The sequence below is a fragment of the Gilvimarinus japonicus genome, from assembly GCF_042847215.1.
In the GTDB taxonomy this organism is placed as follows: Bacteria; Pseudomonadota; Gammaproteobacteria; order Pseudomonadales; family Cellvibrionaceae; genus Gilvimarinus; species Gilvimarinus japonicus.
This window is the reverse complement of record NZ_AP031500.1, coordinates 1917167-1930711: the sequence shown is the minus strand read 5'-3', so window position 1 is coordinate 1930711 and position 13545 is coordinate 1917167. Positions and strand designations below refer to the sequence as shown.

15 protein-coding genes are annotated in these 13545 nt (G+C 53.2%); 3 read left to right on the top strand and 12 right to left on the bottom strand.

The features are described 5' to 3' along the window. The first annotated feature begins 34 nt into the window (after positions 1–34). From thiO to ACGHAD_RS08255, 3 genes are read left to right on the top strand one after another with little or no spacing between them, the layout of a single operon-like run. Entirely contained in the window at positions 35–1183 is a 1149-nt protein-coding gene (gene thiO / locus ACGHAD_RS08265; protein WP_382415748.1) for a glycine oxidase ThiO, read from the top strand. After that, on the top strand, positions 1180–1404 hold the full coding sequence (gene thiS, locus ACGHAD_RS08260; RefSeq protein ID WP_339615391.1) for a sulfur carrier protein ThiS: 225 nt from the start codon (positions 1180–1182) through the stop codon (positions 1402–1404). The genes thiO and thiS overlap by 4 nt, the downstream gene beginning before the upstream one ends. Positions 1405–1406: 2 nt before the next feature. After that, on the top strand, positions 1407–2216 hold the full coding sequence (locus tag ACGHAD_RS08255) for a thiazole synthase (RefSeq protein ID WP_382415750.1): 810 nt from the start codon (positions 1407–1409) through the stop codon (positions 2214–2216). On the opposite strand, the gene ACGHAD_RS08250 is transcribed toward ACGHAD_RS08255, so the two are convergent. From ACGHAD_RS08250 to sufT, 12 genes are all read right to left on the bottom strand, one after another. Next, entirely contained in the window at positions 2213–3115 is a 903-nt protein-coding gene (locus ACGHAD_RS08250) for an AEC family transporter (RefSeq protein WP_382415752.1), read from the bottom strand. The two genes, ACGHAD_RS08255 and ACGHAD_RS08250, sit on opposite strands and share 4 nt — an antisense overlap. A 39-nt stretch (positions 3116–3154) precedes the next feature. Next, positions 3155–4543 (bottom strand): ribosome biogenesis GTPase Der, encoded by a 1389-nt coding sequence (gene der, locus ACGHAD_RS08245; protein WP_382415754.1) that lies wholly within the window; start codon positions 4541–4543, stop codon positions 3155–3157. Between the two features lie 59 nt (positions 4544–4602). Beyond that, entirely contained in the window at positions 4603–5745 is a 1143-nt protein-coding gene (gene bamB, locus ACGHAD_RS08240; RefSeq protein WP_382415756.1) for an outer membrane protein assembly factor BamB, read from the bottom strand. Next, the gene (locus ACGHAD_RS08235) at positions 5742–6419 is read right to left on the bottom strand and encodes a YfgM family protein (protein WP_382415758.1); all 678 of its coding nucleotides are present in this window, start codon (positions 6417–6419) and stop codon (positions 5742–5744) included. Before ACGHAD_RS08235 ends, bamB begins: the two co-directional genes overlap by 4 nt. Before the next feature lie 59 nt (positions 6420–6478). Next, entirely contained in the window at positions 6479–7759 is a 1281-nt protein-coding gene (gene hisS, locus ACGHAD_RS08230) for a histidine--tRNA ligase (protein WP_382415760.1), read from the bottom strand. Between the two features lie 35 nt (positions 7760–7794). Next, positions 7795–8907, bottom strand: a complete 1113-nt coding sequence (gene ispG, locus ACGHAD_RS08225) for a flavodoxin-dependent (E)-4-hydroxy-3-methylbut-2-enyl-diphosphate synthase (RefSeq protein WP_339615398.1) — start codon at positions 8905–8907, stop codon at positions 7795–7797. 2 nt (positions 8908–8909) lie between these two features. Further along, on the bottom strand, positions 8910–9872 hold the full coding sequence (locus ACGHAD_RS08220; RefSeq protein WP_382415762.1) for a helix-turn-helix domain-containing protein: 963 nt from the start codon (positions 9870–9872) through the stop codon (positions 8910–8912). A gap of 14 nt (positions 9873–9886) precedes the next feature. Beyond that, entirely contained in the window at positions 9887–10702 is an 816-nt protein-coding gene (pilW, locus tag ACGHAD_RS08215) for a type IV pilus biogenesis/stability protein PilW (protein ID WP_382415764.1), read from the bottom strand. Positions 10703–10770: 68 nt separating this feature from the next. Beyond that, entirely contained in the window at positions 10771–11931 is a 1161-nt protein-coding gene (rlmN, locus tag ACGHAD_RS08210; protein WP_339615401.1) for a 23S rRNA (adenine(2503)-C(2))-methyltransferase RlmN, read from the bottom strand. Between the two features lie 18 nt (positions 11932–11949). Continuing rightward, complete coding sequence (gene ndk, locus ACGHAD_RS08205) at positions 11950–12375, bottom strand: nucleoside-diphosphate kinase (RefSeq protein ID WP_382415766.1); 426 nt, start codon at positions 12373–12375, stop codon at positions 11950–11952. Between the two features lie 164 nt (positions 12376–12539). Continuing rightward, positions 12540–12962 carry a SufE family protein gene (locus ACGHAD_RS08200; RefSeq protein WP_382415768.1) on the bottom strand — a complete coding sequence of 141 codons (423 nt, stop codon included), beginning with the start codon at positions 12960–12962 and terminating at the stop codon, positions 12540–12542. A gap of 42 nt (positions 12963–13004) precedes the next feature. Further along, positions 13005–13544 carry a putative Fe-S cluster assembly protein SufT gene (gene sufT / locus ACGHAD_RS08195; RefSeq protein WP_382415769.1) on the bottom strand — a complete coding sequence of 180 codons (540 nt, stop codon included), beginning with the start codon at positions 13542–13544 and terminating at the stop codon, positions 13005–13007. Position 13545 lies beyond the last annotated feature (1 nt).

Sequence of the window (13545 nt, the reverse complement as noted above, 5' to 3'; positions counted from 1 at the left end):
GCCCTCCTCAGCCTCAACGATTATTCGAGGCACCGTGATTGACTCTTTAACCACTCGCTCTGCACCCTCTCGCGTGGCGATTGCCGGCGCAGGCTTACTAGGCCGCTTAACCGCGTGGCGACTATCGCGCGCAGGCATACATGTCGATGTATATGAAGCGGGCTCGCTCGACGCCCCAACTGCCGCGGCAACGAGTGCCGCCGGAATGCTATCACCGCTAAGTGAAGCGGTGGTCTCAGACTATCAAATTTATCGTATGGGGCTGCACAGCCTAACGCTCTGGCCGCAGTGGTTAAGCGAGCTTGGTCCGCAGGCGCTCACGCATTTTCACTGCAACGGCAGTTTGGTGGTCGCCCATCCACAAGACGATTGCGAGCTGGTTCAGTTTGAAGCTGATTTAACCCGAGTGATTGGGCGCAACAACATTGCTATGCAATCGCTTAATGCCAGCCAAATACAAACTGTTGAGCCTGATTTAAACCCACAATTTAAACGCGCATTGTTGTTAGAAAATGAGGCCCACCTCGACAACCGTCAACTGTTGCAAACCTTACTGGAATATCTACGCCACAGCGATAAGGTAACGCTAACCGATAACACGCCTGTGGCTGTTGCGCCCCACACAATCACCCAGCTAAACCGCCAGCAAAAAACGGCGTACGACTGGGTCATTGACTGCCGTGGTTTTGGTGCCAAAACGCAACAGCCATCGCTGCGCGGCGTACGCGGCGAGACACTGCACGTCTACACCAGCGAAGTAAACCTACAGCGGCCAGTGCGATTGATGCACCCGCGCTATCAACTGTATATTGTGCCTAAACCCAACCAACGCTACATTATTGGCGCCACGCAAATAGAAAGTGAAGACACCTCACCTATCAGCTTGCAATCGTCACTAGAACTATCCAGCGCGCTGTACACGTTGGCTCCAGCTTTTGCTGAGTCGCGCATTGTTGAATCCGACAGCAATTTGCGACCAGCCTATATCGACAACCTTCCTAAAATCACCCGCGACGACGGTTTGATTTGCGCAAACGGACTATACCGCCACGGTTATTTATTGGCACCGGTCATGGTCGAGCTGCTATTAACGACTTTTAACCTACCGACCTCCAGCGACGAATTTTCGTCATTGATTCAGCACTCTCACGCCACGCCGTTGGCACAAAAGGTGAGTTTATGAGCCAGAAAACCATTGAAGTTTTTTTAAACGGAAACTGCTTGGAAATCGCCCCGGCAACCACCCTTAAAGACGCTATCGCCGAGTGGCAAAATCAAAGTGCCGTAGGCGAAAAGTTTGCCGCCGCCGTCAACGGCGAGTTTGTGCCTCGCTCGCAGTACCACAACACCTTACTTGCGAGTGGCGATCTGGTCGACATCGTGCAACCCGTTGGAGGCGGCTAAAAATGAATAAACCGGCAACCACCACAGACCCGCTAACGCTTTACGGCGAGCATTTTAACAGCCGCTTTTTACTCGGCACGGCCCTATACGACTCACCGCAATTAATGCGCGATGCCATCGATCACTCAGACTGCGACATCGTCACCCTCGGTTTGCGCCGACAAAATCCGGCCAATGGTGACGGCGAGACGATCTGGCAATACATCCGCGAGAGCGGTTGTAAATTATTGCCCAATACCGCCGGCTGTAAAACCGCAAAAGAGGCGATCAACCTGGCATTGATGTCCCGCGAGATGTTTGCGACCGACTGGATAAAACTTGAAGTAGTAGGCGACGATTACAATTTACAACCCGACTCATTTGCCCTGATTGACGCCGCAAGCGAGCTCATCAGCCAAGGGTTTAAGGTTCTGCCCTACTGCACCGAAGATTTAATTGTTTGCCAGCGATTGCTAGACGTCGGCTGCCAAGTGTTAATGCCTTGGGGCTCTCCCATCGGCACCGGTCAGGGCCTACTCAACCGCTATCATTTAAACGCGTTGCGCCAGCGCTTTGAGGTACCACTTATTGTCGATGCCGGGTTGGGTGCACCCTCGCAAGCAACCGAAGCGATGGAGATGGGGTTTGATGGGATTTTACTGAACACTGCGGTAGCGAAAGCCGGTAATCCGCCGCTAATGGCACGCGCTTTTGCCGACGGCATTATTGCCGGCCGCCGTGCCTTTAACGCCGGACTGATGCAGAAACGTCAAACCGCCAGCCCCAGCACACCGACCATCGGCCAACCATTTTGGCACCAGCATCAAAGCTAAGCGACGACAGCGCGCCAAAAAAACAACGACAGCAGCCCGACGGGCAAACTGTAACCTACCAATGACGCCGCCAAGCGCGGCGCCAAATCGTAACGCATCGCCAACGCACCGGCCGAGATCATCGCCGGCATGCCCGCCTCTAACACCACAATCGTAAGCGCCAAATCGTCGCCTCCAATAAACCCGGCGATCTTCCACGCCATCAGAGGTTTAATAAGCAACAGTACGCCAAGACCAAACGCAAAAACCTTTATGTGGCGCCGCTCGAGCTGCAAATGCCACGAGATGCCAACCGCCACCATTACCACGGGCACCAAGGTTGCGGCACTCCAGTGTAAAAACTGCGATGCAACCTCTGGGTACGGGATATCAAACAGCAACACCATCAGGGCAAGTAATAAACTAATAAAGGGCGGAAACGTAATGATTTTTCGCGCGATTAAACCAACTGAGCTTTTGCCACCACCAAAGCTGGCGGCAATCACAATGCCAAAGGTATTGAGCGCGAGAAAGGTGCCAAACTGATCGTACAAAATAGCGTAGCCGACCCCATCGGTACCCACTAGCGCATCGATAAGCGGAATACCAACAAACCCGGTATTGCCTAGGGGCATCAGCAACAGCAAACAACCTGTGACAGAGCGCGACCAGTGCGCGAGATGCGCCACCAACCAAACAAGCAACGCTGTTAACACCATAACCGCCCACGCGGTGATAACAGGTAGTAGCGCGGTTGCATCAAAGGTTAAACGCGGCATCTCGTAGAGAATTAAACAAGGCAGGGCAAAATTTATGACATAAGCGTTTAAGCGCGCGGCGGCGCGCTCACCCGCCACGCGGGTAAATTGTAAAACAAGCCCCAACGCCAGCGTCAGGGCAATTACAACAAAGGGGTTCACGCCAACAAGCTCCTCAGCGCCGCCAATAATTTGCTAGGGCTAGCTACCTTTACGGGGCGAGCGACGGATACGAGCGTTACGCGGCGCCGAGGGATTAGGCTTTTTGCGACCAGAAAAGGGGTTATCGCCGGTTTTAAACTCCACCCGCACCGGTGTACCGCGCAATTTTAAGGCGGTGCGGAAGGTTTTTTCTAGGTAGCGCACGTAGTGAGCCGGCACTTTAGCGGTCTGGTTGCCGTGAATTATAATCACCGGTGGATTACTGCCACCGGCGTGCGCATAACGCAGTTTAATACGGCGCCCGTTTGCGGCCATCGGCGGCTGGTGCTCTTTGACCGCATCTTGTAGTACTTGCGTTAAAAAGCTGGTCGATAGCTTATCGGTCGCCGAGTTATAGGCTTGCTCGATAGACTTGTACAAATTACCCACGCCAGTGCCGTGCAGCGCCGAGATAAAATGAATATTGGCAAAATCGATAAATCGTAAGCGACGCTCTAACTCATTTTTAACGTATTGCTTGTGGCTATCTTCTAACCCGTCCCATTTGTTTAGGGCAACCACTAAGGCCCTTCCCGCGTCTATGACCGAGCCCAACAAATGCAAATCCTGATCGACGATCCCCTCACTGGCATCCATGACCAAAATCACGACGTTTGCGTCATCAATGGCTTGCAAGGTTTTTACGATAGAGAACTTCTCGACCGTCTCGGAGACATTTTTGCGACGCCTAACACCTGCGGTATCAATAATGGTATAGGGCTTATCAAAACGCTCGTACTGAATATAAACACTGTCGCGCGTGGTGCCGGGCAAATCGTAGACCACCACACGATCCTCGCCCAACATGCGGTTTACTAGGGTCGACTTACCCACATTAGGGCGCCCGACGATGGCAATTTTAATACCGGTTGACGTCGCAATTGGTTCCTCTTCGGCCTCTGGCAACTCTTCAAACACAGTCTCCATTAAGCTTTTCACGCCGCGGCCGTGGGTCGCCGTGGTGGCAAAAACTTCGCCGATTCCCAGCTCGTAAAATTGTGAGGCGACCATATCCGGGTCCATTCCATCAATTTTATTGGCCACTAAGTAGACTTTTTTGCCCTGGGCGCGCAGGTGTTTGGCAATAGCAAAATCGCCACTGGTCACGCCGTCGCGGCTCGACACCATAAACAGTACGACATCGGCTTCATCAATCGCCTGTAGCGACTGCTCGGCCATCGCGGAGTCAATCCCCGCCTCTTCACCGGTAATACCGCCGGTATCGATAAGCATATAACGACGGTCGTCAAACTTACCCTCGCCGTATTTACGGTCGCGGGTTAGCCCCTCGTAATTGGCCACAATGGCATCGCGCGAGCGTGTCAGGCGGTTAAACATGGTGGACTTGCCCACATTGGGTCGTCCGACAAGGGCGATGACTGGAATCATAGTTTTGAATCTTGTGTCTGGAATGCGGCCCGGCCCGGGCCGCAGGGGTATGGGTGCAATCAGTCTTGCTTGATCGCGTAGGCGGCCAGTGTACCATCATTGGCCAACACATATAAAAGCTCGCCATCGCTCCACAGCGGGACACGAACGCCCGAGCCATCCACGCGTTCACGCGCGGCAAAGCGACCATCCGAGGTATTTAAAAAGTGCACATAGCCCTCTTCGTCGGCGACTACCGCGTAATCACCCAGTACTGCCGGGCCCGTTACCTGGCGGCGCAGCATTAATTCATTGCGCCACAACTCGGCACCGCTGCCCGCATTGTAGGCGACCACGGCACTGTCATCTTTGGCAATATAGAGTGCGTCATCACCCAAACCGATCTCTTGGTAGCTAGACGAGTCTATCGCCCACAACGGCCGGCCATTAGAGCGGCTAACGGCCATCAAACGCCCCTGATAGCCATTGAGGTATAAGATGCCGTCGCGCAGTAATGGCGAGGCTTGAATATCCACCATCTTCTCGAGATCCGAGCGACCTTTGGGCATAGCCACACGCTGCTCCCACAAAATCAGGCCGTTTTGTGGGTTAAAGGACATCAGCCGACCGTTGGCAAAACCTGCGTAAACGGCCGCTGCGGTAATAACCGGCGATGGACGACCACGCAAGGTCAACTTCGGTGGCGGATTATCGTAAAACCACATCACCTCGCCGTTACTGGCGTCCAGTACGGTTAAACGACCGTCCAGAGTTTGCGCCGCGACAATACTCTCGTCACCCGCCGGTACCGACATGACCTCGCCGCTTAATTGGGTGCGCCACAACTCTGTGCCGTCGGCAAGATTAAGGGCTAACACTTCGCCTTCATCGGTGCCTAACAGCAACTGACCTTTGCCCAGCCCCACGCCGCCGGCCAAGACGGTGTCTAGATCTTTGCGCCACAACACTTTACCGGTTTTACGGTTTAGAGCATACAGCTCACCTTCGTAGTCCGCGGCATACAAGGTATCGCCATCGATAACCGGGGTAATGCGGGTATAGCCGTCACCTTGGCCATCACCAATACCGCGATGCCATACCCGCTTGATCTCAACCGTAGACTCAAAATCAACCAGCTCCATGGGCTCGGTGCCGTCTTCATCACTGAACAGAGAGCAGCCAGACAGGCCAACCATCAGCCACAGTAGTGCTAGGTATCTCATGCAGAGGGCTCCTCGGCGCTGTTGGCCAATTTGAGATTGTCGATTTTCATTTGCAACACCACGCGGCGCTGTTGTTGCTCGGTGCCGACTTTTTCAATCGCGCTTTGATAAGCCGTTAAAGCGGCCGCGTTATCGCCATTCTGACGCAAAATATCGCCGCGCACTTCCGCTTGCTCGGCGGCAAAACCGGTCGCGGGCTGATTGGCAACCAGCGACAGCGCATCATCGTAACTGCCCTCAGAGGCAAGCACCCGCGCCAAACGCAGCCGGGCAATCTCTTGCAGCGCTGGGCTATCGCTGTTTTCTAGCACCCAGTTAAGTTGGCCTTTAGCGGTTTCGAGATCCTCCCCAGTCACCGCCGCTTGCGCGGCATACAACGCTGCCTGTGCCGCGTAAGCACTGTCTTTGTCGGTGTCTTTTACCTGTTCAGCCAAGTGACTAATCGTCGCTCGATGAGCTTCGTCAGTCGCGTTACCTTCGCCTGCAGTGGTCACCAGCTGCTCGTAAAAATCAGAGGCCGCCTCCGCCTTGGCTTGCTGCTGGTCCTGCCAAAAATTCCAACCAAAGTAGCCGCCGGTAGCGACCACTACGCTGACGATCACCGTCGAGCCGTACTCCTTCCAGAGGCGTTTTAGGTTTTCTAGTTGTTCTTCTTCGGTTAGATGATCGCTCACGAATTACTCCTAACGGGTCTGTCTTATAGTCTGTCTAAAATAAGTATCCGCTCGCGCGATCAGCGCGGCGGACCGTAATGTGCCAATACAGCGGCCAGCTCTGTGCGGGCCAAGCTCTGTTGGGGTTTGTCTTTTCGCAGGTACTTTACCACGACACAATCGTTGGCGGCTTCATCTTCACCCAAAATCAATGCCACCGAGGCACCGCTCTTGTCGGCTTTTTTTAGCTGGCTCTTAAAGCTACCGCCACCGCAGTGCATCATTAAGCGCAACTGCGGCAAACTTTCGCGCAGAGATTTTGCCAGGCTCAGGGCGCTGGCTTGTACATCCCCCACCGCCACCAAATACACATCCAAGGTATTTTCAGCCTCAGCAGGTACCACTTGTTGCGCTTGCAGCAGCAAGACCAAGCGTTCAAGCCCCATGGCAAAACCGACGGCGGGGGTCGGCTTGCCACCTAACTGCTCCACTAAATTATCATAGCGGCCACCGGCACACACGGCACTCTGGGCCCCTAGTTTATCGGTTACCCACTCAAATGCGGTGCGACCGTAGTAGTCCAGCCCGCGCACCAAACGCGGGTTGACCCGGTATGGGACACCAGCGGCGTCCAACAGTTGCTTTAACGTGGCAAAATGCGCTTTAGATTCATCATCGAGGTAATCCAATAGCGATGGGCCGCCATCCAACAATGTCTGGGTCGCGGCGGCTTTGCTATCAAGAATTCGCAGCGGGTTGGTGGTTAGACGGCGCTGACTGTCTTCGTCTAGCTCATCTTTATGCTCATTTAGGTAAACCACCAAGGCCTCTCTAAATTGCGCACGTGCGGTATCGCTACCCAGCGAGTTAATTTCCAATGCAACGCAATCGTCTAGCTTAAGCGCTTGAAACAGATTGTGGCTTAGCATTAACAGCTCGGCATCAATATCGGGGCCCTCTAAGCCGTACGTTTCAATACCGATTTGATGAAACTGACGGTAGCGGCCTTTTTGTGGCCGCTCGTAGCGAAACATCGGCCCCATATACCACAACCGCTGTGTCTGGTTATAAAGCAACCCGTGTTGCTCGCAGGCGCGCACGCAGCTGGCGGTACCCTCTGGGCGCAAGGTAACACTCTCACCACTGCGATCGTCAAAGGTGTACATTTCTTTTTCGACAATATCGGTCACCTCACCAATGGAGCGTTTAAATAAGTGTGTTTGCTCCATGATAGGAAAACGGATTTCCCGATAGCCAAACCGCGCCAGTGTACTGGTGACGGTTTTTTCTAAATATTGCCATGTGGCGATGTCATCGGGGAGAAGATCGTTCATGCCCCGGATTGCCTGAATTTTTTTCAATGTTCTGCCTTACACCTGTCTTGGGTGAAACCTAATTAGCTTTTAGCGATAATATTTTTTTCGGCCTTAAGCTTTTCGTCCGCTTTTTGCCGTATTAAACGTTCAAGGTTATCCACCAAGCTATCGTTACCAAACTTCGTGCTGGGCTGGCCATCCACATACACTAAGTTGCTGGGCGAGCCGCCGGCCAAACCTAGGTCGGCCTCTTTCGCTTCACCCGGGCCGTTTACCACACAGCCAATCACAGCAACATCGAGCGGTACGGTGATGTCTTCGACGCGCATCTCCAGCTCGTTCATGGTTTTGATTACATCAAAGTTTTGCCGCGAGCAGCTTGGGCAGGCGATAAAGTTAACGCCTTTACTGCGTAACTTTAAGCTGCGCAGTAAATCCCAGCCGACTTTGACCTCTTCCACCGGGTCCGCCGCCAACGAAATACGAATCGTGTCACCAATACCGTCAAGCAGTAACGCGCCCAAACCGACAGAGGACTTTACAGTGCCCGAGCGCAAACCGCCCGCCTCGGTGATACCTAAGTGCAACGGCTGATCAATTTTGGTGGCCAGCTGCCGGTAGGCACCCACGGCCATAAACACATCCGATGCCTTTACGCTGACTTTAAAGTCGGGGAAGTTTAATTTGTCGAGAATATCCACATGACGCATGGCCGACTCGACTAGCGCCTCGGGAGTTGGCTCACCGTACTTTTTTTGGATTTCTTTTTCGAGCGACCCGGCATTAACACCAATGCGGATCGGAATCCCTAAATCGCGGGCTTTATCGACCACCGCGCGGATACGCTTATCGCGGCCGATATTACCTGGGTTAATCCGCAAGCAATCGACGCCTAAGTCGGCCACTTTGAGTGCAATTCGGTAGTCAAAATGAATATCCGCCACCAAAGGCACACTGACTTGCTTGCGAATTTCACCAAAGGCGTCGGCGGCCTCTAGCGTGGGCACCGAGACTCGCACGATGTCCGCGCCGGCATTTTGCAAACGAGTAACCTGCTCAACCGTCGCCGCGACATCGTTGGTATCGGTGTTGGTCATGCTTTGCACCGCGATAGGCGCATCGCCACCAACCGGCACATTGCCAACCATAATTTGGCGCGACTGGCGTCGCTTAATAGGAGATTCGCTATGCATCACTAGGCCTCAGTATTAACATCAAACCTAACCACTTTATCGCTGCCGGCAACGTCCGGAACATCGACGTCACTACCATTAAGGGCAATCTCGACGCCATCGGGGTTGCCGAGCTTAACGTTAAATGGCGCCACGCCGTGCAAGGTAATACTGGTGCCCTCGCGTTGCAGGTCGGCCGCCAGTGAATCGCCGTTGGCATCGAGCACCTCTAACCAACACTCATTATCAAAGCTCAACACCAATTCATCTAAAACCGTGCCATCAGCTGAACTGGTGGTGCCAATAGACATATCACTGACAATAGTCGCAGGCTCACTCTGTTGTTCAGTTATGGTATCGGTGGCATCGAGGTCAGGTTTAGCCGAAACCGGCTTAGGCTCTGCAGTTTCCGCCCCTATACTCTCACTTACCGCATTTGCATCGGCCGCTAGCGCAATCGCCGGTGTGTAGTCTGGCTCCGCAGCAGATGGTGCCTGGCTAGTGACCGGCGGCGCCTCAGCGGCATCGCGATTTATAACAGGCTGCGCGGTAGCAGACGCACTGACAGCACCTTTTTGCGAGTCAACATACCAATATAAAAGCCCCAGCAACAACAGCAGCACCACAACCAAGCCCAGCCGAGCCGGCCACACAGAGCGGTGATTGGATATTTTTACGTTGAGCGATTCGCTTGGCGTCACAGGCTCTTCGGTGCTCACAAAATCCGTTTCAAACTCACGCACTAACGCTTCGCCGTCAAGCCCTAAGTACTTGCCGTAGCTGCGCAGATAGCCTCGGGTAAAAACCGGTGAGAACAGCTTTTCATATTGATCTGCTTCCAGCGCGATGATTTTATCCAACTGGATATTTAACGCACTGGCGATTTGCTCACGAGACTTTCCCTGCTGCTCGCGAGCTTCGGCCAATTTAGCGCCTGGCCCCGGACCAGGGCCCGCTTGCGATTCTGGATTTACTTCATCAGACATAAACAACCCGTCGACTATTGCTCTTGCATAATTTTCTTGTACTCAAGGTATTCTTGCGTGTACGGATACTTGTTTTTTAGCATTAAGGCGTAACTCGCTTCGCGGTCTTTGTTACCAAAAATTCGCTCAAGCTTAATGCCCAACAATAATGTTTGGGGAGCCGGGCGTGCTATTTGGCTGTAAGCGTCCAAATAGCGTTTCGCCGAGGCGTAATCGCCCTGTTCAAAATACAGTGTTGCCAGCTCGTACTTCACCGCCGGGATACCGGCATTGATACGGTTAGCTCGCTCAAACGCCGCTTTAGCTTGCTCGGGTTTGTTTAAGGTAAGCGCGGTTCGGCCCAAATTAACCATCACCTCAGCGCGGTTATCGTAATCGAGCTCTTCCGAGGCGATTTCAAATTGTTTGTAGGCCTCGTCATAGCGTTCATGAGCGTACAAAAACGCGCCGTAATTGTTGCGCGCGCGGGTATAGTGACTGTCAATCCGCAAAGTTTTTTTAAAGTACTCTTCGGCGAGCTTCGGCTCACCTTCTAACTGGTAAAGCATCGCCATGGCAAAGGTTGCATCGACCGAATTGGGGTCGAGCTCAAAGGCTCGTCGTAGATGGTGGCGCGCCGACTCACGATTTTTGCCTTCGATATACTTAAGCGCCAACTCAACGTGACTGCTGAGCGCTTTATCTTCATCGACCTGATACTGGGACTCGGGCACGGTACTGACGCAAGCCGCTAACGCCAGCGCGCATGCAAACACACCCAATAAACTAACTAAACGTCGTACCACGGCCTTACAGTGCGTTGTCGTATTGCGTTTTACTGTACTCTGCATTAGAGCGCCTCTTTTAATTATTTACGACCAGCCTACAGCCTTCATCCGTGCCTGCCCATCACTGTCTATTATTGACTGACGAAAGTGATAGGTTCATCTTTGACAAAGTTTGCGCGATACCGCTCAGAGCGTTTGGTAATATCATTCACCGTACCCGCCAGCTGGCCACACGCTGCGTCGATATCATCACCACGTGTGGTTCTTACCGTGGTAATAAAACCTTCTGCAATCAAAATATCCTGAAAACGCCGCAGCGCGTTATTACTAACCCGCTTATAGTTAGACAAATTAAAGGGGTTAAACGGAATCAAATTAATTTTTACCGGCACCTCACGCAGCAGCTCGGCTAATTGGCGCGCATGCTCGGGACGATCATTGACGTGATCGATCAAGGTGTACTCGATGGTGATTTTGCGATGCGTGTCAGGCAACCCCGCAATGTAGCGCTGGGCAGAGTCTAGCAGCATCGCGATGGGGTATTTACGGTTAATCGGTACCAACTCGTTGCGCAGCTCATCGTTCGGCGCATGCAGAGAGATGGCCAAACAGGCATCGGTGTACTCACCAAGACGATCCAGCTGCGGCACCACACCCGAGGTACTCAGGGTCACGCGGCGTTTAGATATACCGTAAGCGTTGTCGTGCATCATCAAGTTCATGGAGTCGACAACATTATCAAAGTTCATGAGCGGCTCGCCCATGCCCATCATCACAACGTTGGTAACCCGGCGCGGACCGCCCGCCACTAACTGGCCAAACGATTTAGCCGCAATCCACACCTGGCCAATGATCTCGGCGGCGGTTAAGTCGCGGTTAAAACCCTGTTTGCCGGTCGCACAAAAGCTGCAATCGAGTGAGCAGCCCACCTGCGAAGAGACACACAAAGTGCCCCGCTCACCCTCGGGAATAAATACAGTTTCAACCACACTGCCGCCGGAAACCCGAATTAAAAACTTGCGGGTGCCATCCGTCGAGTCGAGCTGCTCTAGCACCTCGGGCGCAACTATCTCACAACGCTGCTTCAGCTTCTCACGCAGAGGTTTGCTGATGTTGGTCATTTCGTCAAAATCGTCAACACCGAGCTGGTGAATCCATTTAAGCACCTGGGCGGCACGAAAGCGCTTCTCGCCCATGGACTCAAAAAAAGCCACCAGCTTAGACTCGGGCAACCCCAAAAGGTTGACCTTGCCGGCCTCTAGGCCACTCGTCTCTACGTTTGATACTGCCATAACCTTACCTGCGCTTAATCAGCGCGAATGAACTTCCTCAGCGGAAAAAAAGTACGCGACTTCGCGCTTGGCGGCTTCGGGTGAGTCAGAGCCGTGTACCGCATTAGCGCTTACTGCGGTGGCAAAATCTGCACGGATAGTACCAGGGGCGGCGTCATCCGGGTTGGTTGCACCCATCAGCTCGCGGTTAAGGGCAATAGCGTTTTCACCCTCCAAAACCTGTACACAGACCGGACCAGACACCATAAATTCCACCAATGAGGCAAAGAACGGTCGCTCTTTATGCTCGGCGTAGAAGCCCTCGGCTTGTTTTTGCGTCAGCTGAATCATTTTCAGCGCCGCGATTTTCAGCCCAGCGTCTTCAAACCGCGCGATAATCGCGCCAATGTGATTGTCACCCACCGCATCGGGCTTAATAATGGACAGTGTCCGCTCTACAGCCATGTGTTACTCCGTTATTTCTATTCACGGGGCAAATGCGCCCCTCCAATACCCAAAACCCGCGAATTATACGCGGGTTTTGGGTCATTTTATATCAATAACTATACCGCTTTCAGGGCTTTGGTCGCTATTTTGACACCTCTTTAGCACTCTGGGCGCCGGTTCTGTTAACGGGCCTCTTGTGCGATACGCTGAATTCGCTGCACCATCGACTTTAAGCCGTTGCCCCGGGTAGCACTCAGGTGGTTTAACAGGTTCAAATCCTCAAAATAGGCGGCTATGTCAAACGCCTCAATCTCAGCGGGGGTCTTACCATTGTAGGCGGCCAACACCACGGCCAATAACCCCTTAACAATAAACGCATCGCTATCGGCGGCAAAATAGAGCGTATCTCCGCGTTGCTCACTGACTAACCATACCTGACTCTGGCAACCGCGCACTAAGTATTGCTCGATCTTATAGCTGTCATCCAGCGGCGGCAGCTCTTTACCAAGATCGATAATATATTTGTAGCGGTCTTCCCAGCCGTCAAAGAACCCGAGGGTATCAATAATGTCGGCGCTGGTTATTTCTGTACCAAATTCACTCATCTGCTTACCTAGCCTACCTTCACACGCCCCCTGGCGGCGGCCTCAAAAAAACATTCCGGTTTCTAACTGCGCTTCTTCGCTCATCATGTCACGGCTCCAGGGTGGGTCAAACACCAGATCGACCTCCACCTCTTGGACATTGGGCACTTTACCAACCCGGTACTCAACATCGCCTACCAATACGGGCCCCATGCCACATCCGGGCGCGGTCAAGGTCATCGTGATACCCACATGGTTGCGAGCCTGATCGATATCCAGCGCGTAAATCAGCCCCAAATTGACCAAATCGACCGGAATTTCAGGGTCAAAAACGGTTCTTAACGCCTCCCACACCTGCTCTGCGCTGATTTGACCGTCACCGGCATCGGTAAAGTGTAGCGCCTCGGATTCTTTACCCAGTGCCGCCGCGTCCGTACCATCAACGCGCACCATCTGACCGTGATAGCTCAGGGTGTAATTTCCCCCAAGCGCCTGGGTAATCGTCACAAAAGTATCTTTGGGGATGGTCACGGGTGTGCCGTCGGGCACACGACGAGCCGGGCAATCAGCCTGCATCACCACCATTTCACGCTCTGTTGCCATA

What these genes read in the sequence shown, in the direction of transcription:
- der (WP_382415754.1), bottom strand. Translation starts at nt 4,543, where the DNA reads ATGATTCCAGTCATCGCCCTTGTCGGACGACCCAATGTGGGCAAGTCC.
- pilW (WP_382415764.1), bottom strand. Translation starts at nt 10,702, where the DNA reads ATGCAGAGTACAGTAAAACGCAATACGACAACGCACTGTAAGGCCGTG.
- ACGHAD_RS08200 (WP_382415768.1), bottom strand. Translation starts at nt 12,962, where the DNA reads ATGAGTGAATTTGGTACAGAAATAACCAGCGCCGACATTATTGATACC.
- bamB (WP_382415756.1), bottom strand. Translation starts at nt 5,745, where the DNA reads ATGAGATACCTAGCACTACTGTGGCTGATGGTTGGCCTGTCTGGCTGC.
- ACGHAD_RS08255 (WP_382415750.1), top strand. Translation starts at nt 1,407, where the DNA reads ATGAATAAACCGGCAACCACCACAGACCCGCTAACGCTTTACGGCGAG.
- sufT (WP_382415769.1), bottom strand. Translation starts at nt 13,544, where the DNA reads ATGGCAACAGAGCGTGAAATGGTGGTGATGCAGGCTGATTGCCCGGCT.
- ispG (WP_339615398.1), bottom strand. Translation starts at nt 8,907, where the DNA reads ATGCATAGCGAATCTCCTATTAAGCGACGCCAGTCGCGCCAAATTATG.
- rlmN (WP_339615401.1), bottom strand. Translation starts at nt 11,931, where the DNA reads ATGGCAGTATCAAACGTAGAGACGAGTGGCCTAGAGGCCGGCAAGGTC.
- ACGHAD_RS08220 (WP_382415762.1), bottom strand. Translation starts at nt 9,872, where the DNA reads ATGTCTGATGAAGTAAATCCAGAATCGCAAGCGGGCCCTGGTCCGGGG.
- ndk (WP_382415766.1), bottom strand. Translation starts at nt 12,375, where the DNA reads ATGGCTGTAGAGCGGACACTGTCCATTATTAAGCCCGATGCGGTGGGT.
- thiS (WP_339615391.1), top strand. Translation starts at nt 1,180, where the DNA reads ATGAGCCAGAAAACCATTGAAGTTTTTTTAAACGGAAACTGCTTGGAA.